Origin of the sequence: Streptomyces sp. NPDC047072 (assembly GCF_040643855.1) — a bacterium.
Taxonomy (GTDB): Bacteria; Actinomycetota; Actinomycetes; order Streptomycetales; family Streptomycetaceae; genus Streptomyces.
The window spans coordinates 12,608-35,799 of sequence record NZ_JBEYVC010000055.1 but is presented as its reverse complement, the minus strand read 5'-3'; the positions used below and the strand labels follow the sequence as shown (position 1 = coordinate 35,799).

Annotated in this window: 11 protein-coding genes; 4 read left to right on the top strand and 7 right to left on the bottom strand. The window is 67.8% G+C overall.

The window, feature by feature from the left end:
* Nucleotides 1-120: 120 nt before the first annotated feature.
* The 6 genes from ABZ896_RS23445 to ABZ896_RS23420 form a co-directional block, all read right to left on the bottom strand.
* Nucleotides 121-1,893, bottom strand: coding sequence for an IucA/IucC family siderophore biosynthesis protein (locus tag ABZ896_RS23445; RefSeq protein ID WP_360932272.1), 1,773 nt, complete (start codon nucleotides 1,891-1,893; stop codon nucleotides 121-123).
* Nucleotides 1,890-2,441 (bottom strand): GNAT family N-acetyltransferase, encoded by a 552-nt coding sequence (locus tag ABZ896_RS23440; protein WP_360932269.1) that lies wholly within the window; start codon nucleotides 2,439-2,441, stop codon nucleotides 1,890-1,892. The genes ABZ896_RS23445 and ABZ896_RS23440 overlap by 4 nt, the downstream gene beginning before the upstream one ends.
* The gene (locus tag ABZ896_RS23435; RefSeq protein WP_360932266.1) at nucleotides 2,438-3,715 is read right to left on the bottom strand and encodes a SidA/IucD/PvdA family monooxygenase; all 1,278 of its coding nucleotides are present in this window, start codon (nucleotides 3,713-3,715) and stop codon (nucleotides 2,438-2,440) included. The genes ABZ896_RS23440 and ABZ896_RS23435 overlap by 4 nt, the downstream gene beginning before the upstream one ends.
* Nucleotides 3,699-5,141 carry a lysine decarboxylase DesA gene (desA, locus tag ABZ896_RS23430; RefSeq protein WP_360932263.1) on the bottom strand — a complete coding sequence of 481 codons (1,443 nt, stop codon included), beginning with the start codon at nucleotides 5,139-5,141 and terminating at the stop codon, nucleotides 3,699-3,701. Before desA ends, ABZ896_RS23435 begins: the two co-directional genes overlap by 17 nt.
* A gap of 145 nt (nucleotides 5,142-5,286) precedes the next feature.
* The gene (locus ABZ896_RS23425; protein WP_360932260.1) at nucleotides 5,287-6,099 is read right to left on the bottom strand and encodes a siderophore-interacting protein; all 813 of its coding nucleotides are present in this window, start codon (nucleotides 6,097-6,099) and stop codon (nucleotides 5,287-5,289) included.
* A gap of 34 nt (nucleotides 6,100-6,133) precedes the next feature.
* A complete protein-coding gene (locus ABZ896_RS23420; RefSeq protein WP_360932257.1) occupies nucleotides 6,134-7,180 on the bottom strand; it encodes an ABC transporter substrate-binding protein in 1,047 nt (348 codons plus the stop codon).
* Nucleotides 7,181-7,422: 242 nt separating this feature from the next.
* Between ABZ896_RS23420 and ABZ896_RS23415 the strand changes: the two genes are divergently transcribed.
* On the top strand, nucleotides 7,423-8,007 hold the full coding sequence (locus ABZ896_RS23415; RefSeq protein ID WP_360932254.1) for a Uma2 family endonuclease: 585 nt from the start codon (nucleotides 7,423-7,425) through the stop codon (nucleotides 8,005-8,007).
* 681 nt (nucleotides 8,008-8,688) lie between these two features.
* On the opposite strand, the gene ABZ896_RS23410 is transcribed toward ABZ896_RS23415, so the two are convergent.
* The gene (locus ABZ896_RS23410; RefSeq protein WP_360932251.1) at nucleotides 8,689-10,623 is read right to left on the bottom strand and encodes a glycosyltransferase family A protein; all 1,935 of its coding nucleotides are present in this window, start codon (nucleotides 10,621-10,623) and stop codon (nucleotides 8,689-8,691) included.
* 454 nt (nucleotides 10,624-11,077) lie between these two features.
* Between ABZ896_RS23410 and ABZ896_RS23405 the strand changes: the two genes are divergently transcribed.
* The 3 genes from ABZ896_RS23405 to ABZ896_RS23395 all read left to right on the top strand — a co-directional run bounded on the left by ABZ896_RS23405 (nucleotide 11,078) and on the right by ABZ896_RS23395 (nucleotide 23,182).
* On the top strand, nucleotides 11,078-12,604 hold the full coding sequence (locus ABZ896_RS23405) for a hypothetical protein (protein WP_360932248.1): 1,527 nt from the start codon (nucleotides 11,078-11,080) through the stop codon (nucleotides 12,602-12,604).
* A gap of 38 nt (nucleotides 12,605-12,642) precedes the next feature.
* Nucleotides 12,643-16,260 carry a LamG-like jellyroll fold domain-containing protein gene (locus tag ABZ896_RS23400; RefSeq protein ID WP_360932245.1) on the top strand — a complete coding sequence of 1,206 codons (3,618 nt, stop codon included), beginning with the start codon at nucleotides 12,643-12,645 and terminating at the stop codon, nucleotides 16,258-16,260.
* Between the two features lie 100 nt (nucleotides 16,261-16,360).
* Nucleotides 16,361-23,182: an RHS repeat-associated core domain-containing protein gene (locus tag ABZ896_RS23395; RefSeq protein WP_360932242.1), complete on the top strand. Its 6,822-nt coding sequence runs from the start codon at nucleotides 16,361-16,363 to the stop codon at nucleotides 23,180-23,182.
* Nucleotides 23,183-23,192 lie beyond the last annotated feature (10 nt).

The following is a 23,192-nucleotide window of genomic DNA, read 5'->3' as shown; positions in this document are numbered from 1 at the left end:
AGTGGCACTCACTATGACGATGCTGTGCACACCGTGTGCTCAAGTGACGGAAGAAGAGCCGGAAAAGGACGGGTCCCGGGAGGACCGTACTCCCGGGACCCGTCGGTCAGTCGGGGCTGCTCACAGCCCGGCCAGCGGGTTGCGCAGCGTGCCGATCAGCTGGAGCGCGCCCGCCGGGTCGGCGAGGTCCACCATCTGCTTGTTGTTGCGCAGTTGGAGCCGGTTGAGGCAGGACAGCGCGAACTCCGGCGCGAACATGTCGTACTGCCGGAACTTGTCGGCGAGTTCGGGCACCGCGTGCTGGTAGTCACGGGTGACCTCGGCGACCGTCCGCCAGAAGTCCTCCTCCTCCAGCACCCCTTCGGCGGCGAGGTTGGCCGCGAGGAAGCGGAAGAAGCAGTCGAAGACGTCCGTGAAGATGGACAGCAGCTTCTTGTCCTCGGGGACCTCGACGCGCAGCCGCTCGACCGTCGGCGGCAGCACCGCCTCCGGGTCCATGACGGCGATCTCCTCGGCGATGTCCTTGTAGATCGCCCGCTCCACCACACCGTCCTTGAGGACCAGGATGACGTTCTCGCCGTGCGGCATGAACACCAGGTCGTATGCGTAGAAGCTGTGCAGGAGCGGGGTGTAGTACGCCTTGAGGTAGCGGCGCAGCCAGTCCGTGGGGGTGAGCCCGGACCGCTCGATCAGCGCGCCCGCGAAGGAGTTGCCCTCGTGGTCGATGTGGACGAGAGAGGCCATCGTGGCGAGCTGCTCGCCCTCCTGGAGCGAGGACACCGGGCTCTCGCGCCACAGCGCGGCGAGCATCTTGCGGTACGGCGAGTAGCGGTCCGTCGCCTGCTCGTACTCCAGGTGCCGGTAGCCGACGGCGGCCCGCTCGCGGATGATCGACAGGCCCGTCGACTTGAGCACCGGGTCGCCCTCGATGAGGCCGGCCAGCCAGTCGTTGATCGCCGGGGTCGCCTCCATGTAGGCGGCCGAAAGTCCGCGCATGAAGCCCATGTTGAGGACGGACAGGGCCGTCTTCACGTAGTGCTTCTCCGGGTGCGACCTGTTGAAGAAGGTCCGGATGGACTGCTGGGCGAGGTACTCGTCGTCGCCCTCGCCGAGGCACACCAGGAGGCCGCGGGCGACCTCGGCGGCGAAGGTGACGGTGAGCTTGTTCCACCACTGCCAGGGGTGGACGGGGATGAGGAGGTAGTCGGCGGGGTCGAGCCCCTTCTCGCGCAGGACGCCGTCGAAGCGCTCGACGGTCTCCGCGCCCAACTCCTGCCGTACGAAGGTCTCGTACTCGATGCCGACACCGGCCGTGAACGCGGCGCGCGAGCGGTGCGCGGCGAGCCAGACCAGGCGGACCGGGCTCGCCGTCTCGGGGGCGTACGAGAGGTACTCGTGGATGCCGAAGCCGAGCCGTCCGTTGTTGGCGACGAAGCAGGGGTGGCCCTCGGTCATGCCGGTCTCGATCTCCTGGAAGCCCGAGCGGATCAGCTCGGCGACCGGGATCTGCGGTTTGGTGAGCTTGTAGCAGGTGCCGGAGAGGGTGGAGGAGATCTCCTCCAGGTAGACCGGCAGGATCTCGTCGCTCAGACCGAGGGTGTTCTTCAGCTCGATGAAGAAGTCCAGCGCGGCGAGCGGCAGTTCGGTGCCGTCGCGGTGGCGGGTGATCGAGTCGGCGTCGACCTGCCAGTGGTCCAGGGCGCGGCGGACGGCCGTGAAGTCGTAGCGGGTCTTGCCGTCGTCGCTGCGGACGACGTACTGGTCCTTGTCGGTCTCCTCGGGCTCGATCAGCCGCTCGTGCGCGAACTCGGCGAGGCCCTTGCGGATCAGCAGACGGTTGGCCGACTCCCAGCGTTCGGGGGAGAGATGGGCGACGGCGTCGGCGAGGCTCATGCGGCCACTCCCGTCGCCGCCAGGCTGTGTTGAATTTTAAAGAAGCGATCCCTCGTGCAGAAGCTCAACAGGGCCATTTTCTCCGGCTTCTGGATCTCGCGCTCGGGCACGAACCCGACGGCTTCGTTCAGGGCGTGGACGGCCTTGTTGGAGACGTCCGGCTCGACGACGACCCGCTCGACCGCCGGGTCCTCGAAGAGGTGGGCCATCACGGCGGTGATGACGGACCGGGTGAAGCCGTGGACGGGGGTGTCGGTCGCCGGGGTGAGGAAGTGCATGCCGACATCGCCCGGCAACGGCTCGTACAGGCCGACGAGTTCGCGGTGGGCGGGGTCGTACTTCTCCATCAGGAAGACCGGGATGCCGGCCTCGTCGAGACCGAGCAGCGCGTGGTGGTGCTCGTCGGCGGCGATCTCCATGTACGCGCGCTCGACGTCCTCCAGTTTCGCGTCCTGCATCATCCAGTACGCGGCCTTGGGGTGGGTGACCCAGCCGTGCAGCAACTCGGCGTCCTTCAGCGGGTCGAGGGGGCGGAACGTGAAGGTCATACCGAGAACTCCTGGAAGGCGATCGTCTTCTCGACCGGGTAGTACTCCGTACCGAGCAGCTCGCGGATGATGCAGCTGTTGCGGTACGCGCCCATGCCCAGGTCGGGGCTGGTGATGCTGTGCGTGTGGACACCGGCGTTCTGGAGGAAGACGCCTCTGCCCGTCACGTCGATCGCGTAGTTCCTGGCGACGTCGAAGTTGCCGTGGGAGTCGTAGACCAGCCGGTACCTGACCGGGGCGAGGAACTCCGGCTCGGCGTACTTGTAGCCGGTGGCCAGGACCAGGCCCTGCGACTCGATCGCGAAGTCCTTCTCCTGCTCCTCCTGGCGGAAGCCGAGCGTGTACGTGCCGTTCTCGTAAGTCGCGCTGTTCAGCGAGGAGTTGGTGAGTAGCCGGGTGGGGACCGGGCCGCCGAGGTTCTTCTGGTAGAGCAGGTCGAAGATCTCGTTGATCAGGTCGCCGTCGATGCCCTTGAACAGGCCCTTCTGCTCGGCGGTGAGCCGGTAGCGGGTGGCCTCGGGCAGCTCGCGGTAGTAGTCGATGTACTCCGGGGAGGTCATCTCCAGCGTGAGCTTGGTGTATTCGAGGGGGAAGAAGCGCGGCGAGCGGGTGACCCAGTTCAGCCGGTAGCCGTGGACGTCGATCTCGGAGAGCAGGTCGTAGTAGATCTCGGCGGCGGACTGCCCGGAGCCGACGATCGTGATCGACTCCTTCTGCTGGAGCTCCCGCTTGTGCTGCACATAGCGGGAGTTGTGGAAGAAGTCGCCGCCCAGACCGCGCACGGCCGCCGGGTAGTGCGGGGAGGTACCGGTGCCGAGGACGAGCCGCCGGGCGCGGTACACGTCACCGGCCCCGGTCGTCACGACGTACAGCTCGTCCTCGTACCGGACGTCGGTGACCGTCGTGCCGAACCGCACGTTGCTCAGCCGGTTCGCGGCCCAGCGGCAGTAGTCGTCGTACTCCACCCGCAGCGGATAGAAGTTCTCGCGGATGTAGAACGGGTACAGCCGCCCCTTCTCCTTCAGGTAGTTGAGGAAGGAGTACGGCGAGGTCGGGTCGGCGAGGGTGACCAGGTCCGACATGAACGGGGTCTGGAGGTGGGCGCCGTCCAGGAACATGCCGGCGTGCCACTCGAAGTCGGGCTTCGAGTCCAGGAAGACACCGTCGAGTTCGGCGATGGGTTCGGTGAGACAGGCGAGGCCCAGGTTGAACGGGCCGAGCCCGATCCCCACGAAGTCGTGGGTTTTGTTCGGGACTTCAGGACGCGCGGTCAAGGGACTCTCCCAGGTACTGCTCGGCGTGGCCGGCGATCAGGTCGAGGACGGCGGATATGTCCCGGGCCGTCGTCTCGGGGTTGAGCAGGGTGAACTTCAGGTAGTGGCGGCCGCCCACCTTGGTGCCCGCGACCACCGCGTCGCCGGAGGCGAACAGGGCCTTGCGGGCGTACAGGTTGGCGCGGTCGATCGCGGCCGGGTCGGTGACGGCGGCCGGGATGTAGCGGAAGACCAGGGTGGACAGGCTGGGCTCGACCACGACGTCGAAGCGCGGGTCGGCGGCGAGCAGCTTCCAGCCCTCGACGGCCAGGTCGCAGACCTCGTCGAAGAGTTCACCGATGCCGTCGGCGCCCATCACCCGCAGGGTCATCCACAGCTTGAGGGCGTCGAAGCGGCGGGTGGTCTGGAGGGACTTGTCCACCTGGTTGGGGATACGTTCCTGCACCATCCGGCGCGGGTTCAGGTACTCCGCGTGGTAGGTGGCGTGCCGCAGGGTGGCCGCGTCCCGGACCAGCACGGCGGACGAACTCACCGGCTGGAAGAAGGACTTGTGGTAGTCGACGGTGACCGAGTCGGCGCGCTCGATGCCGTCGATGCGGTGCCGGTACTTGACCGAGGCGAGCAGTCCGCAGCCGTAGGCCGCGTCGACGTGCATCCAGACCCCGAACTGCTCGCACAGTTCGGCGATCTCGGGCAGCGGGTCGATGGAGCCGAAGTCGGTGGTGCCGCCGGTGGCGACGACGGCCATGGGGACGAGGCCGTCCTTCTTGCAGCGCTCCAGCTCACGGGCGAGGGCGACGGTCTGCATGCGCTTGTCGTGGTCGACGGGGATGGAGACCACCGAATCGGCGCTCAGGCCAAGGAGTTTGGCCGACTTCTTCACGCTGAAGTGGCTGACCTCGGAGGCGAAGATGCGGAGCTTTGCCAGGCTGTCGGTCTTGGCCTCCTCGCGGGCCAGCAGCAGCGCCTGGAGGTTGGACTGGGTGCCGCCGGAGGTGAACACGCCGTCCGCGTTGTCGCCGAGACCGATGCGCGCGGTCGTCCAGTCGATCAGCTTGCGTTCGATGAGGGTGCCGCCGGCCGACTGGTCCCAGGTGTCCAGGGAGGAGTTAACGGCGGAGAGGATCGCCTCGCCGAGCACGGCCGGGATGACGACCGGGCAGTTGAGGTGGGCGAGGTAGCGGGGGTGGTGGAAGTAGACCGCGTCGCGGAGGTAGACGTCCTCCAGCTCGTCGAGCACCGCCGCCGTGTCCAGCAGGGGCTTGTCGAGGTCGATCTCCTCGATGCGGGGGGAGAGGGCGTCGACGGTGACGCCGGTGAACGGACGGGAGGTGGTGGCGAGTTTGGCCGCCACCCGCTCGATTCCCTCGGTCACGGAGCGGCGGTACTGCTCCGCGGTCGTGTCATTGAGCAGGTGCGAGCGCATGAGGGGGTCCTCCGGTGGGGACAGTCCGTGCGGACGGGCAGGAGCGGGGCGGAACCCCGGCTTCAACTTAGGTAAGCCTAACCTAATTAACGTGAACGAAACCGGGCCTCCGCCGTGACCGTCGTCACTCTGGACACAGTGGGAACTACTCGCCGCTTTCGCGCAGTTGTTCCTCGGTCAGGCCCTGGCGCCAGTACCCCACGAACGTGACCCGGCGCCGGTCGACCTCGCGCTCGCGCACGAAGTGCCGGCGCAGCTCCTTCACGCACCCGGACTCACCGGCGATCCAGACGTACGGCCGCTCGGCGGGCGGGAGTTGGGCCTCCCGGATGGTGTCGAGCGCCTTCTCGCCCACGAGCCAGGTGATCTCGGCGTCCGCCTCCGTCGCCAGGTCCTGGATGTCCCCGGCGTCGTGCACCTCCAGCCAGACGCGCGCGGGCTGCCCGGCGGGGAGCGTTTCGAGGATCGCGGAGACGGCGGGCAGGGCGCTCTCGTCGCCCCACAGCACCACGAGATCGGTGTCCTCGGGCGCCCGGAACCGGATCGCGCGGTTGTCGGCGATCGCCGGGCCGAGCAGTTGCACCCGGTCCCCGGCGGACGCCCGCGCGGCCCACCGGGAGGCGGGCCCGGCGGGCTCGTGCAGCACGAAGTCGATGTCGATCTCGTCGGGGTCCCGGCGCAGGCTCCGCAGGGTGTACGACCGCATCACGGCCCGTACCCCGTCGGGCTGTTCGCGCCAGGCCTGCCACCAGCCGTCGCCGAGTTCGACGGGAACCCCGGGCTCGGTGCGGCCCTCGGCGGGCGCGAACAGCGACAGCGACTGGTCGCGGCCGTCGGAGAGGAAGTGCTGGAGGTCCGCGCCGGTGAAGCTCACCCGGACCAGAGACGGGCCGAGCCGCCTCGTCCGTGCCACCTGGAGGGAGAAGAAACGGAACGGGGCGGCCACGGCCGTAGTCATATGAGGCTCCTGAGGCTCAGGAAGGGGTGAGGGGTCAGCTGACCTTCTTGGCCGTCTCGATGGCCTTCGCGAGGTTCTCGACCATCGCGACGCACTTGTCGTACGACAGGATCGGCTCGGGGGAGCGGGAGATGACCTGGCCGGCCTTGACTGCGGGCAGCTTCTTCCAGGTCGCCTCGGTGATGTCGGCCGGCTGGATGGTCGCCGTACGGTCGTCCATCATGATGATGTCCGCCGGGTACTTGTCGACGTTCTCCCAGCTCAGGTTCTCGAACCAGCCGCCGGAAGCCTTCAGCACGGAAGCCGAGGGCTCCACGAAGTTCACGCCGAGGGCCTTGAAGTACTCGAGGTCGACGGAGAGGTTGGAGCCGGAGACGTAGAAGACGTCCTGCGCGGCGGAACCGGCCAGCACCTTGATGTCGGGGTGCGCCTTGGCGGCCGCGCGCAGCCGCTCGGAGGCCTCCTCGAACTTCTTCTTCGCGTCGGTGACCTTCGTGGCCGTCATGTCGGCGCCCAGGGACTCGGCCAGCTCCCAGACCTTCTGCAGCGGCGTGGTGATCTGGCGGTCGTAGACGGAGATGCCGACGCTCGGGGCGAGCTTGGCGATCTTGTCCTTGGAGGCGGCGGGGACGTACCAGAGGGTGCCCGCGTCGTCGAACATCGTGGTGATGAGGACCTCGGGGGCGAACGCCGCGTACTCCTCGACGTTGAACTGGTCCCAGACATTGCCGAAGACCGTCAGCTTGCTGACGTCCATGTCGCCGGCCTGCACGTCGGCCTTGCCGTCCTTGGTCTTGGTCGGGCCGAAGACGCCCTTGACCTCGATGCCGTAGTCGTAGAGCGCGGCGGCGACGCCGACGAAGGCGACGATCTTCGTGGGGACCTTGTCCAGCTTCACGGTCGTGCCGCGGTCGTCCTTGAACGTCCACGGGCCGGACGCGGCGGCCGTCGTCTCCGTGCTCGAGCCCTCGCTGCTCGCGTCGTCGTCACCGCATGCCGCGAGCACGGCCCCGAGGCCGAGTGCGCCGCCCGCGGCGAGGATGCCACGGCGGGTGAGGTGGGAGGCTCTGGCGTTGGACATGTGTGGCTGCTTTCGAACAGGGCGGAGCGCCCGCCGGACGAGTTCGAAGATAGGTTAGCCTAACCTCAGATCTTGTCCAGGGGGCGGGCCCCTTCGAATCAAAGCTGTGGGTGTGCTGTGGAGCGTGGTGCTCAGCTGGTGAGCCCGAACTCCCTTGATTTCACTGTCAGTTTGGAGGGTTTCCGGTTCGGCCTGATCGCGGCTGCCCGGGCGTGCTGCGAGCCGCTCGGTATCCTTGGCGCATGGACTACGCGAAGATGCGCGCGATCGCCGAAGACCTCACCGCGTATGCCGAACGCCTTGAGGGGACCTGGCACGTCGAGATCGGCCCGTCCGGCCCGCTCCTCGCGATGATGAGCCCCTCGAAGCGCCACGAGGGCATCGTGCGCCGCATTCGCAACCAGCTCAACGAGCAGCTCCCCTCCACTCGCCCCGGCTACATCTGCGAGAACGGCCCCGAGATCGAACACCCGGCGATCGGCCGTATGCGCCGGCCCGACGCCGTCGTCATCCCAGAGCATGTACTCGATGAGGAAGGGCTCACCGTCGCCGCCGAGGAGGTCCTGGCCGTCATCGAGATCGTCTCGCCGTCCAACCCGAACAACGACTACGGCGAGAAACTCACCGAGTACCCCGCCATGGGCATTGACCACTACCTGATCGTCGATCCTCGCACCGGCACCATCGAGGTCCACTCGGACCCCTGCAGGGGTCGCTACAGCCGCAAGGACCCGTACATCTTCGGGGACGCGGTGCCGTTCGGGCCGTGGGTGGTGGAGACGGGGGAGTTCCGGCGTTACGGGAAGGCGGAGGCCGGCGGCGCCTGACGGCCCGGCCGGCCGCCTGACGAAGGCCCGTGCTCTATCGGCATCGGTGGCCGAGCGGGCTGATCAACCTGGGCGGTCTCGGCTGTTCGCCCGCTGTCAGCGAGTGAGGTCGAAGAGGGGCACCGATGTGCTCGGCGTGAACGGCGGCCGCGATGCCTGGCGGAACCCCGCCCCCGCGCAGCTGTCCCACAGCGAGCATCGCTGGATGGTCGAGGTCGACGGTATGGATGACATCGAGCCGGACGATGTGCTCGAAGATCCCCAGATGTTCCGCATCGGCCTCGAACACCGACAGGACCGGCGCCCACAGCCGGGTCTCGGGGGCGATGCGAGCTGCTCCAGGGTTCGACGCTGGGGAGCGCATTGCGTCCGTGGTGCAACTACCCCCGGACAGGGAGGTGTCGACGCCCACCGGATGATGGAGGCTCCTGGACACCAGTGCTCACATCCACCGAGGCCGCAGGCGCCGAGCGGGTCTGCACTGATGTCCCGCACCGTGTGGCCGACCCGTGCTCGCAACTACACGGCGGACAGGATCTCATGGACGAGGACCAGGTTGCCCGCATGCGGACGGAGGGTGCGGATGCGGCGCAGCGGATACTGATCGCGCGTTGAGGTTGGTGGGCTGAGTGCCGAGTGTCGGGCCACGTCCACAAAAAGGCGGGTCGACAGTGCTGCTCCTTACCGGCCCAGCCGCCCCCGCACCCGCCGCACCTGCCGGTTGTCGCCGACCGCGTCGAGGAACCGACGGCCGCCGCCGGCCTCGTACGCGGGTCCCTCCAGCCGCAGCACGTCGCCGTCCCGGACGACGACGTACGCGAGCGGGGTCCCGGCCTTCGGGAGGGTGACGGGGTGGCGTCCGTCGGGGAGCTTCCTGAGACGGGCCGGGAGACGGAGGCGTGCGGTGCCATCGGGGCCGGGGGCCAGCTTGGCCTCGACGGTCACGGTGGAGACGGTGACCTTGACAGGGACGGGGGCACTGCCCGGGGCGGCGGCCAGGTAGGGCAGGCCGAGCGAGCGTCTCGCGCGGGCGGGGTTCGCGGCCGCCAGAGCGGCCGTGTCGGGGCCGAGTCTGCGCAGCCGCTGTTCGATGTCTAGGGCGAGCTGGCCCTTGACCGTCCAGTAGGGGATCGCGAGGCGGCCGCCGGTCAGCGCGGGGCCCGACACAGCCGGGGCGGACGGCTCGCCGTTCCCGGTCACGTGGAACATCCGGTCCACGCCCAGCAGCTGGACGTACGCCCACACGTCGTGCACCCCGCGCTGCAAGGGCCGGCCGCCGGCCAGCCGCTCGGGATCGAGGAGCAGCTGTCCGCGAGCGACGATCCGGTACCGTCCCTCCCCGAGCGACTCCAGCCGCACCTCCAGGTCGCCTTCCGGGTACCACCAGTCCTCACGGTCCCGGTCTTTCACGACCACCTCCGCGTACGCCAGCCGGAACGGATCGCGGACCTCCCAGCCGTCCTCGGTGCCGGGTACGCCGTCGATCAACCGGGGGTCCAGCCACCACTTGCCGTCCCGCTCGACGAGGGTGAGGGGCTCACCGTCGCCGCGCAGCAGATCGAGGGTGAGGTCGGCGGCGAGTCGGCCGTCCTCCCAGCGCAGTCCGTCGATGGCGCTGCGGGCCTTCACCTCGCGGACGCGTTCGGCGAGCGCCACGGCCCCGTCGAAGTAACCGTCCTCAAGGAGTTGGGCCCGCAGCCGGGACACGGCCGGCAGCCCTTCGCGTACGGCTGGTGGGAACTCCTCCAGCGCCAGCTTCCGGGCCGCCTCGAACCGTTCCCGCTGCTCGGCCGGGTCCTCGCGGAGGATCTCGGGTTCACGGGCGCGGGAGAGGATCTCGACGTGGTAGTTGCGGTGCAGCAGCCGGTTCTGGAGGGCGTCGATATCGCTGGAGGGGGTGGTGCCGTCCTTGATCTGCCGGACGATGGTGCGGATGTTGGGCAAGAGCCCGAATCGCGGGTTGAACCGGTGCCGGGTGTTGTTGCCTCCGTCGTCCCGCTTCATCCAGTAGTAACAGGGGTAGTCGGCAAGGATCGAGATGCGCTCCGCCTTCAGGTAGGCGGCCCCGACGAAGAGCTGGTCCTCCAGGAACCACGGCCCCTCCGGGAACCGCAACCCGTGCTCCTCGACGAACGCCCGTCGGAACATCTTGTGCGGCGTCAGGCTCTGCATCAGCTCGTCGTTCTCGATCGTGCAGGCGTCGACCGTATGCCGGAACAGGCGTCGGGGGCGCACCATCGTGGAGGACATCTTCCCGAGCACGACGTCGGCGTCGTTCCGCTTGGCGTGGTCGTAGAGCCGTTCCAGGGCCTCCGGCCCGAGCACGTCGTCATGGTCGACGAACTGGATGTACTCGCCCTTCGCGTGCGCCATGCCGAGGTTGCGGGGGGCGCCCGGCCAGCCGGAGTTCGGCTGGGTGTGGACCTGGACGTTCGGATGTGCGGCGGCGATCTTCTCCACCCGGCCCAGCGTGTCATCCGTCGACCCGTCGTCGACGTAGATCACCTCGTACTCGTCGGCGGGCAGGCTCTGCCCGAGGAGTGACGGGGCGCACTCGTCCACGTACTTGCCCGTGTTGTAGACGGGGACGATGACACTGACCTTGAGTCTCGGCATTCCATGGATCTTACCTGAGCATTCCATGGCTCTTACCTGGCCGCCTGCGGAAATAGATGCGGTGCGGTATTCTGAAAAATTGATTCGCGCGCCTGGTTTTCGCACGGAGCACACGTAGTTGATGCATGAAGCTATCACAACCTTCTGGCGCCGGTCACGTGGATGTTTCGTGAAGCAACGGTTACCGGAAGGCTCGATGGCGCCCAAATTGCCCGCATTGATGGCGACTTCAAGGCAACGCTCCACTTCCCTCCCGTTGCTACCCGTAAGGCAAAGATCGCCACACCCTGTGCAATTGCTATGTGTGCCGATTTTTCCCGTCAGTCTTGACGGTCTTTATTTAGGTCGTATTTAGTCTCCTCTTACGTCATTCATAGCGTCGCCTTAACGTGGGGACACCTAAAGGGGAAGCAAAGGGGGGAGTGTGCGTACGCGTACACATTTGGCTGGGAGGATGGCCGCATTGGCCGGATTGCTCCTGGCCACGACAGGGGGTCTGACGCTCACGTCGCCACAGGCGGCAGCGGCCACATGTACGGCAGGAACGGCGAACGACTTCAACGGCGACGGCGTGGGCGACACGGTGCTCGCCGACCCGGAAGCCACGGTGAACGGCGCCAAACGGGCCGGGCTCGTGCGCGTGGTGCTCGGTGGCGGCAAGGGAGTGTCCGAGATCTCCCAGGCCACCACGGGTATGTCCGCGGCCCCGGAGGCCGGTGACGGCTTCGGCACCTCGTACACCGTCTATGACGCCGACCAGGACGGCTGCTCCGACCTGGTCGTGGGCACGCCGTACGAGGACGTCGCCAGCGGCGGCACGCAACTCGTGGACGCCGGGGCGATCTACGTCATCCACGGCACCGCGGCGGGAATCGGCGCGGGCTCCACGATCGAGGGCTACACCCAGGGCTCGTTCGACTCCGCGAGCACGACCGAGGCCTACGACTGGTTCGGCCAGGCACTGAAGGCGGGCACGACCGCGAGCGGTGTCCCGTACCTGGCCATCGGTGTCCCCGGTGAGAACGTCCCGGTGGACGGCACGACGTACAGCGACGCCGGGGTCTTCGAGTACGCACAGGGCGGCACCACGGTCGCCGTCTCCCAGAACTCCGCCGGAGTGGCGGGCACGGTCGAGGCGAACGACCGATACGGCTACTCGCTCGCCGGGACCAATCGCTACCTCGCTGTCGGCAATCCGGGCGAGGCCGCCGGGGACCTGGAGTTCGCCGGCGGAGTCGCGATCTTCAGCCACACCCTTTCGGGTGGCATGCCCACGCCACTCGTGGGTCTGGGGCAGAACGACACCGGGATCGCCGGAGCCGCAGAGGCCGGTGACCGTTTCGGCGAGTCGATCTCCCTGACCGGCTACCGGCCCAGCGACCAGACGTACAACTCTGATGCACTGCTCGCGGTGGGCATCCCGGGGGAGGACATCGGAACCACTGCGGACGCCGGCGGGACCCTGGTCCTCCGCATCCAGCCGTCCGGGGCCTACACGCAGATCGCGGCGTTCGACAACAGTGTCGCCGACGTCGAAGGCGACGCCGTCGCTGGTGACTTCATGGGTCAGCGTGTCGCGATCGTCAACACCGACACCAGCGTCGTGACCACCACGGCCACGATCCGTCTCGCCGTCGGTGAACCCGGCAAGGACACGTCGACGGTCAAGGACGTCGGCGCCGTCCACATCTTCCGGCCGCTCGACACGGCCATCGGTACCAACGACAAGGTCCTCACCCGCGGCTCCGGACTGCCCGGCGCGCCGACGGCCCGCGACTACACGGGCCTGGCCCTCGCCGCCGGATCCACCTACCTCTACACGGGCGTGCCCTACAGCAAGGAATCGGCCACGTCCAAGGGCGTTCTCTACGTCCAGCCCTGGACCGACGTCGACGGCACGACCAGTACCGGGGTCACCTCCTACCAGCCCGGCTCCGGCGGACTGCCCGACGTGGGCGCGGCACTCGGGGCGATGCGGTGAGCGAGGAGCCGAGAAGAAGCAGAAGAAGGCACACCATCATGAAGAACCGCTCCTCGGTTCGGCGTGGCTCCGTCGTCGCCGTCGTCGTCGCGGCCCTGCTGACCCCCGGACTGAACCTCGTGTCCACACCCGGCGTGGCGGAGGCCGCGACGGACACCGGCAGCCCGGCACTCTCCCCGACCGCCGCTCAGGCCAAGGCGGAGAAGTCCGGCAAGCCGGTCGAGATCCTCAGCCTGCGCGATGAACGCAGCACGACCGTCGCCAACCCCGACGGCACCTTCACGACCAAGGAGTATGTCCAGCCCGTCCGCACCCGCAAGAACGGCGAGTGGACCGACGTCGACACCACCCTGGTCAAGCGGAAGAACGGCACGATCGCGCCGAAGGCCGCACTGTCGACCATGTCCTTCTCGGGTGGCGGCGACCCGACGTTCGCGTCGATCGAGAAGGACGGGCGTGCCCTGTCCCTCGGCTGGCCCGGCGAACTGCCGAAGCCGAAGCTGGACGGCTCCACCGCCACCTACGCGGACGTCCTGCCCGGCGTCGATCTCAAGGTCACCGCGAGCGCGGAGGGCTTCTCGCACGTCCTGGTGGTCAAGACCAAGAAGGCGGCGGCCAACCCCGAGCTGGCCTCGCTCGAACTCCCTCTCGACGGCACGTCGTTGGACGTGAGGGAGGACCCGGGCGGCGGGCTCATCGCCAGCGACACCGGCTCCGGCGGCACGGTCTTCGAGGCGCCGCAGCCGCTGATGTGGGACTCCGCCGGACAGGCGGGCGACACCTCGGAAGCCACTGCCGATCCCACCACCGACCCGACGACCGACGTCACCCCGCCCCAGGGCGCCCAGGTCTCCGATGTCGCCGTGGACGTCTCCGGCGACGCCCTGACCCTGACGCCGGACCAGGACCTGCTCACCGACGCGGACACCGTCTACCCGGTCTACATCGACCCGGTGGTCAAGACCGCCAACCGCAGCGCCTGGGCCCTGGTGTCCTCGCACTACTCGGGCGACTCCTTCTGGAAGTTCGACGATGACGAGGGCGTCGGCAAGTGCCCGTCCGACGTGTCCGCTCTCTGCGCGGCCCAAACCGATATCAAGCGCCAGTTCTTCGCGGTCCCGACGGCGAGCTTCGAAGACAAGGACATCGTCGACGCGCAGTTCGCCGTGACCCAGGTGTTCACGTACAGCTCCGACGCACGCGAGGTCCAGCTGGCCCGGGTCAACAGCAGTGGGGCGAGCGCGATCAACTCCGGCACGACCTGGTCGAACCAGCCGTCGTCGAAGGAGACCATCGGTTCCAAGTCGCCGACGGACAACGCCGGTTCGTGCACCTCGACGAACCAGAACGTCCGCTTCGACGTCACGAGCACGGTCCAGAAGGCCGCCGACAACGGCTGGGACACCACGACGTTCCGTCTGAAGGCGGGCAGTGAGTCCGACACCTCCTACTGGAAGCGCTTCTGTGGCAACGCGCACCTGGAGGTCACCTACAACCGGCCGCCGCTCCAGCCCGACCAGGACGACCTGCAGATGAAGCCGGGCGGCTCCTGCGAGTACGGCAACGCCACCGAGCACTACGTCACCGAAGCGCCCCGGGTCACGGCCGTCATCAAGGACTATGACCACAACGACACGGGCTCCAACACCGAGTCCCTGCAAGCACAGTTCAAGGTCACCTGGACCAACAGCTCCGGCACCGAGGTCGTCCACTACGCCACCACGGCGAAGAAGACGACGGTCGGCGCGACCAAGGGCAGCCAGACCGGACAGGCCACCTTCTACTACACCATCGGCTCGGACATCTCCGGTGACGGCGAGGCGGGCTTCACCATCCCGGCGAACACCACGATCGCCTGGGCGGTGCGCGGCTACGACCAGACGTCGTACGGCGCCTGGTCCACTGATGGCGCGCAGACCCGCTGCGAGTTCATCTACGACACCAGCAAGCCGGCGTCGGCCACGGTCACTTCCGCCGAGTACCCGGACGACGAGGCCTGGCACGCAGGCGTCGGCGACTATGGGAACTTCACGATGGACTCGTCGTCCACCGACGTGACCGGTTACAAGTACTACATCACCGGTCCGGAGGCCGACAGCGCCGCGAGGACGGTGGCCGCGGAGTCCACCGGCGGCCCGGCGACCATCCGCTGGATGCCGCCGAGCGAGGGCTCTTACACCCTGACCGTCACCGCCATCGACGGCGCGGGCAATCCGCAGAAGACACCGACATCCCATGTCTTCCTGGTCAGCGACGGCCGCGCACCGGTCGCCGCCTGGACCCTCGGTGATACAGCGGGCTCGTCGAAGGCGGCCGGAGCGAGCGGCGCACCGGACGCCACGGCGGGCTCAGGGGTCACCTTCGGAGACGAGGGGCCGCTCGGCTCCACCGACACCGCGGCCTCCTTCGACGGCACCGACAACGCCTACCTGGACGCGGGCGAGCCCGCCGTCGACACCGGTACGACCTTCTCGGTGAGCGCCTGGGTGATGCTGCCGTCCAAGCCCACCGCGAACATGACCGTGGTCAGCCAGGACGGCACCGGCCAGCCCGGCTTCGAACTCGGCTACGACGTGGACAGCGCCTCCTGGACCTTCCGCATCCCGGTGAGCGACATGGAGTCCCTCGGCACCTGGAAGGTCTCCGGCGCGACGGCTGTCGTCGGCAGCTGGACGCACCTCATCGGCGTGTACGACGTCGAACTCGGCAAGATGATGCTGTACGTCAACGGCACCCTCGTCGCCGACGACGTCCAGGCCCGGCACACCGTCTGGACTTCCTCCGGATCGGTACAGGTCGGCCGCAAGCTGGACCTCGACGGCTACACGGCTCCCCTCAACGGCAGCGTCGCCGACGTAAAGCTCTACGACCGTGTCGTCCCGCCCGTCGAAGGCCAGGAGATCGGCGGCATCCAGCCGCACCAGCTCTCCTACTGGCAGCTGGACGAGGCCACTTCGGGTGTCTCCCCGGAGACGGGCGGCGGCAGCGGCCTGACCCTGCGCGGTGGCGCCACCGTCTACCAGCCGGACGAGTCCTGCGACCCCGAGGCCGACCCGGACTGCGCGCCGCCGGCCGAACCCCTGTGGGGCGACGGTCACCTGGCCCTCAACGGCACGGACGCCTACGCCACCCGCGCGGCGACCGGCCCGCTCTCCGCGCAGGACAGCTTCACCCTGACCGCCCGTGCCCGGCTGGCCTCGGCGAACCCGACCGCAGACGAGACGGTACTGGCGCTGACCGGCACCAACGGCAGCGCGATCAGGGTCAAGTACTCGGCGGCCGACGCCCGTTGGCAGCTGGTGGTGACCGACGCGGACTCCGCGTCCCCGGTGACCACCACCGCCCTCGACGCCGGCGACCTGCCGAGCTCCGAGGGTGACGGCGACCACCTGACGCTCGTCTACAACGCGGTCTTCGGTGATGTCCTGCTGTACGTCAACGGCATCGCGGTGGCCGACGCCGCCTGGGACAACACCTGGGACTTCAGTACCACGAGCCTCCAGGTCGGCCGGACCCTGACCGGCAGCACCGCCGGTGAGTACTTCTCCGGCGCGGTCGACGAGGTCCGGATGTACCAGGGTCCGCTGGACGCCTCGCTGGTGACGCTGGTGACGGTCATGCCGGCCGGCGCCAGCATCGAGGAGACCTCGGCGTAACAACCCGACCGGTGTGGGCGGGCGGCAGCGTAGCCGTCCGCCCACACGTCTGGGCCGCCCTTCTCACCTGTCCCCATCCCTCTACTTCGATGGAGATGTCATGTCCTCGCCCCCCTGGTCCCGGTCGGCACGACCGGCCTGGCGCACCGGCCGCAAACGGGCCGCGCTGTTGCTCGGCCTGTCCCTGTCGATCGGCCTGCTCCCCCAGTACGCGCCCACGGCCACGGCCGCCGAGGGACTGACCAAGCCGAAGACACAGGCGAACGACCCTGTCGACGGCAAGAACGTCAAGGCCAAGAAGTTCAAGAAGACCGACGAGGCCGAGAAGGCCGCTGTCAAGCAGGCCGACGAGACACACTGGCCGAAGGCCGGCAGCGCCGAGATCGGCCTGTCCGGCAAGGCGGCCAAGGCCGAGGGCCTGCCGCTGACCGCCAGGTCCTCCGGCAAGGGTGCGGACTCCGTCCGCGTCGAGGTGCTCGGCCGCAAGGCCACCGAGGCCACCGGCATCGACGGTGTCCTGTTCACCGTCGCCCGCACGGACGGTGAGTCCGCCAAGGGCGCTGCCCAAGTCACCCTGGACTACGCCGACTTCGCGGACGCCTACGGCGGCGGTTACGGCTCCCGGCTCCGGCTCGCGCAGTATCCGGAGTGCGTACTGACGACGCCCGATAAGAAGGGCTGTTCCACACCGACGTACCTGAAGAGCACGAACGACGCGGAGAAGCAGACGCTCACCGCGACCGTGCAGGCCGCCGGTGACACCTCGGGCCCCACCACCCAGCTCCTGGACGCCGAGACGGTCACCGCCTCCGCCACCGTTCTGGCAGCCACCTCCGGCAGCAGCGGTGACGGCGGCGACTACAAGGCGACCAGCCTGGCGCCGTCCTCCGAGTGGGGCGTGGACACCTCGTCCGGCGCGTTCACCTGGAACTACCCGATGACGGTCCCGCCGGTCCCCGGCGGCGCGCAGCCGACGGTCGGTCTGAGCTACAACTCCCAGTCGATCGACGGCCAGACGGCCACGACCAACAACCAGGGCTCGTGGATCGGCCAGGGCTTCTCCTACGACCCCGGCTACATCGAGCGCAGCTACAAGGCGTGCGCCGACGACGGCCACGACGACACCTACGGTGACCAGTGCTGGGCGTACGACAACGCCACACTCGCCCTCACCGGCGGTACCTCGGGCCAGCTGGTCAAGGACGACACGACCGGCGAGTGGCGGATCAGCTCCGACGACAACTCCAAGGTCGAGCACCTGACCGGTGCCACCAACGGCGACAACAACGGCGAGTACTGGAAGATCACGACCTCCGACGGCACCCAGTACTTCTTCGGCAGGAACCAGCTGCCCGGTTACGCCAGCGGCAACGAGGAGACCAACTCCACGTGGACCGAACCGGTCTACGGCGACGACTCCGGCGAGCCCTGCTACAACTCCACCTTCGCGGACGCGTACTGCACGCAGGCCTGGCGCTGGAACCTCGACCACGTCATCGATCCGCACGGCAACGTGATGTCGTACTACTACGGCACGGAAACGAACTACTACACGCAGGGCCTGAAGACCACGGAGAACGGCAAGTCCTACATCCGTGGCGGCTACCTCAAGCGGATCGACTACGGCCAGCGCGCGGGCAAGGTGTACTCCACCCAGCCGGCCGCCCGGGTCGTCTTCACCACCGCCGAGCGCTGCATCGGCGACCTGACCGACTGCGAGGCCTCCGACCTCACCGACGACACGGCCGCCGACTGGCCGGACGTGCCGTGGGACCAGAACTGCAAGGTCGACACCAAGTGCGCGGGCCAGAACTCGCCCACGTTCTGGACCCGCAAGAAGCTCACGAAGATCACCACGCAGATTCGTACCGGTGACTCGACGTACTCCGCAGTGGACGAGTGGAGCCTGTCCCACGTCTTCACCGACAACGGCGACGGCTCCAAGTCCCTGTGGCTGAACGCCATCGACCACACCGGCAAAGTCGGCACCGACGCGTCCGTGCCGTCCGTCGAGCTGTACGGTCAGCAGCTGGCCAACCGTGTCGACACGTCCGGCGACAACCTCCAGCCGTTCTACCGCTTCCGCCTCTCCGGAGTGAAGAACGAGAGCGGCGGCACGCTCAGCGTCAACTACGCGTCAACGCAGTGCACTTCGTCCGACGTCGCGGCGGAGGACTCCTCCACCAAGCGCTGCTTCCCGGTGAAGTGGAACCCGCCCGGCGCCACCGACCCGGTCACCGACTGGTTCCACAAGTACGTCGTCGAGTCGGTCGTCCAGACCGACCTGACCGGAGGCAACGCCGACCAGGTCACGACGTACACATACGTCGGTGACGCGGGCTGGCGGAAGACCCCGGCCGACGGCATCACCAAGGACGAGTACCGCACCTGGGGCGACTGGCGCGGCTACGGCAGGGTCCAGGTCGTCACCTCCGACGGCACGAACTCCGCCTCCAACACCAAGACCGAGCACGTCTTCTTCCGCGGTCTCGACGGCGACGTCGACAAGGACGGCGACAGACGCTCGGCGACGGTCACCGACTCCCTCGGCACCTCCTACGAGGACACCGACTGGAAGGCCGGCCAGGAGCTGGAGACGATCACTTACAACGGCTCCGCCATCACCCAGAAGTCGGTGACGGTGCCGCGGACGGCGGTGACCTCGACCCAGACCGAGAGCTTCGGCACCCGCAAGGCCCGCTATGTGGGCCGGAGTTCGGCCGACACGTACGTTGCCATGTCGTCCGGCGGCTGGCGGCACACCAAGTCCACGACCACGTACGACGACTACGGCCGTGCCGTCCAGGTGGACGACGACGGCGAGGTGGGTGTCGCCGACAACCAGTGCACCCGTACCGAGTACGCGGACAGCGTGAGCCTGCACCTGTACTCCTACGCGTCACGGGTGGAGAAGGTCGGCGTCGATTGCGCCTCGACCCCCGACCGCAGCAAGGACGTCATCTCCGACGACCTGACGTACTACGACGGTTCGACGACGCTGGGCGCGGCCCCGAGCAAGGGCGACGCGACCACGGTCAAGCGTCTGCAGTCGCACAACGGCACGACGGCGACGTACCAGACGACGGCCGTGACCACGTACGACGACTACGGCCGTCCGCTGGTGGTCAAGGACGCCCAGACGGCGCCCTCGTCGACGGCGTACACGTCCTCGACCACGTACACGGACACCTACGGCCTGGCCACGAAGGCGACGACGACCAACCGGCTCGGCTGGACGACGTCGACGGAGTACGCCCCGCAGTGGGGTGTGCCGAGCGCGAAGGTGGACCAGAACAGCAAGCGCACCGAGCTGGCCTATGACGGCCTGGGCCGCCTGACCTCGGTCTGGCTCCCGGACCGCATCGGTCTGACCGCGTCGATCAAGTACGAGTACCTGATCCGCAACACCGCTCCGACCGCCATCCACACCCAGAAGATCGAGAACGACGGCACCTCGTACGGCAGCGAATGGTCGCTGTACGACGGCTTCCTGAGGCCCCGTCAGGAACAGACCGAGGGTGAAGGCGGCCGTATGGTCGCCGACACGCTGTACGACGGCTCCGGCCGTCTCGTGAAGGCCAACGACACCTACTACACCACCGGTACCCCGTCCTCGACACTCTTCGAGCCGATCAACTCGGACCTCGACGGCCAGACGGTGACGGAGTACGACGGCGCGGGCCGCACCACGGCGTCGGTCTTCAAGGTCCAGGGCGAGGAGGCGTACCGCACGACGTACGCCTACGACGGCGACCGTGTCACCACCACGCCTCCCACGGGCGGCACAAAGACCACGGTCGTGAAGGACGCCCGGGACCGCACGACGAGCCAGATCCAGTCCCCGACCGACGGTGCCACGGTCACCACGACCTACGGCTACGACGACGCGGACCGGCTGACGAAGGTCACGGACGACGCGGGCAACGTATGGGAGTACACCTACAGCCAGCTCGGCCTGAAGCTGACCGCCGAGGACCCGGACACGGGTTCGTCCTCGTTCACGTACGACGAGTTGGACCAGCAGACTTCTGTCACCGTCAACGGCGACAAGACGTCCACGGTCTACGACGAACTGGGCCGCGTGGTCTCGACCTGGCAGGGCGAGGCGACGACGGGCACCAGGCTGTCGGTGACCAAGTACGACACGATCGCCAAGGGCGAGTTGTACGGCGTCTACACCTACAAGGACGGCGCGGTCTACTCGTCGGTGACCTATCCGACGCTCGACGCGGACAACGACTACAAGCCGGTGTCGACGAAGTACTACCTGTCCAAGACCGCGGAGCCGGAACTGGGCGGGACGTACGAGTACACGGCCCAGTACAACGACGACGGCACGACCCAGGGGATAGGCCTGCCGGCGGCCGGTGACCTCGCGTCCGAGTCGCTCGGCTACGTCTACGACGACCTCCAGCGGCCGGTCGGTCTCACGACCAGCCTGTCCGGGGGCCGTTATGTGGCGGACGCGTCCTACACCCCGGCCTCGAACCTGAAGCAGATCGTGCTGTACACGGGCGTCTCCTCGTCTCTCAAGGCACTGATCGACAACACCTACGAGGTGGGCACGGACCGGCTGGCCAACTCGACGGTGCGGGTCGAGGGTGCCTCGGCCCCTGCGTACGACGCGAATTACACGTACGACGACGCCGGCAACATCCTCTCCATAGCGGACACGCCGACCGACAGCACGAGCGACGTGCAGTGCTTCACCTACGACGGGCTGCGCCGACTCACGGACACGTGGACGTCCTCGGTGGCGTCGAACGGCGCGAAGGGCACCGGCAGCACGGACGCGGCCTGCGCGTCCGGTGCGTCCTCGTCGACGGTCGGCGGGACGTCTCCGTACTGGACGGAATACGGCTACGACTCGATCGGCAACCGGACGAGCGAGACGCGGCACGGTCTGAACGGTGCGGCGACGTCGTCGCGTACGTACGCGTACGACGAGACGGGCTCCGGCCCGGACGGCTCCGCCTCCGGCCCGCACACGGTGTCGTCGATGACCGAGAAGACGGCGGCGACCAGCACAACCCCGGAGGTCACGTCCAAGGACACCTACACCTACAACGCCTCCGGCAGCACCACCACGCGTGTCCTGTCCGGCGACACCCAGTCGCTGGCCTGGGACAAGCAGGGCGAGCTGGCAACGGTCACGAACGCCGACGGCTCGGTCACGTCGTACAAGTACGACGCGACGGGCGAGCGCATCCTGCGCAACACCCCGACCGAGAAGACGTTCTATCTGCCCGGCATGGAGCTGCACTACGACAAGTCGACGTCGAAGGTGACGACGACCCGGTACTACACCTTCGGCGGCACGACGGTCGCGATGCGGGAGACGGACGGCGTCCACTTCCTCGCCGCCGACCACCAGGGCACGGCCCAGCTCTCGATCGACCCGACGACAGGCACGACGACGCGCCGCCGCACGGACCCGTTCGGCAACACACGGGACGCGTCCTCGTCCTCCGCGTCGGGCTGGGTCAACGACAAGGGCTTCGTGGGCGGCACCGTCCAGGAGTCCACCGGACTGACCACACTCGGGGCACGCGAGTACGACTCGGACACCGGCCGCTTCCTCTCGGCCGACCCGATCATCGACTACAGCGACCCGCAGCAGATCAACGGCTACGCCTACTCCAACAACAGCCCGGTCACCTTCAGCGACCCGTCGGGCCTGCGGCTCGCGGACTGTGTGGGCGGTTGGAACGAGTGCGGTCCCGGCCCCTCCACGCATCGCGGCGGGGTCGACTCCGACCACGACGGCAAGACGGACACCAGCTCTGGCAGCACCTACACCGAGGCCGACGCCAAGGCCGACCTCGCACGGGACGCCGAGAAAGAGGCCAAGCAGCGGGCCATCGCGGTCGCCAAGGAACTCGGCAAGATCATCGCCGACGAACTCGGCATCACCGACGCCCTGGACTGCTTCACCACCGGCAACCTCGGCGCCTGCGGCGCCACCGCGGCGAACGTCATCACCTCCCTCATCGGCGGCGGCCCGGTCGGCAAGCTCGTCTCCAAGTACTGGTACCGCATCGACAAGGCGTACGCCCTGGGCAAGCGGATCGTGGGGCTGGGCAAGAAGCTCTGGGCCGGGTTCAAGGACTGGCGGAAGAGCAGGAAGGCGGCGGAGGCCGCCGAGGACGCCGTGGAGGCCTGCACGGTCAAGAAGCCCAACAGCTTCACACCCGGCACCCTCGTCCTGATGGCCGACGGCACCACCAAGAAGATCGAAGACGTCGACATCGGCGACAAGGTCCTCGCCACCGACCCCGAAACCGGCCAGACCAAGACCGAGACCGTCACCGCCGAGATCAAGGGCACGGGCCTCAAGCACCTCGTCAAGGTCACCATCGACACCGACGGAGACAAGGGCGACAAGACCGCCTCCGTCACCGCAACCGACGGGCACCCCTTCTGGGTCCCGGAACTCGGCGAGTGGATCGACGCCACCGACCTGACAAGCGGCGACTGGCTGCGCACCAGCGCCGGTGTCCGGGTTCAGATCACCGCAGTGGAGCGCTGGACGGCGCTGACGGCGACCGTCCACAACCTCACCGTCAGTGAACTGCACACGTACTATGTGATGGCGGGGTCCGCACCTGTTCTGGTACACAACCAGAACGGTGAAGCCTGTCGAATTGTTGGCGGAGCTCCGGGCAGCAGGCCCGGAAAGAACTTTACGCCCGCTGGCAAGAAGAAGGTCGTCGAGACTAACGAGGAGAAATACGGAGTTCCCACGTGTGAAATTTGCGGAGCTGAAGTCATCCCGCCGAAGAAGTCACAGCGTGGCGTCACTCCTCCCGCGGACGAGTGGCAGATCGATCACATCGATCCGAAGTCAAAGGGCGGCTCGGGAGATCCCTCCAATGGCCAGGTTCTATGCAGGGTCTGCAATAGGGAAAAGTCCGACAATTGAGAGGTCACTC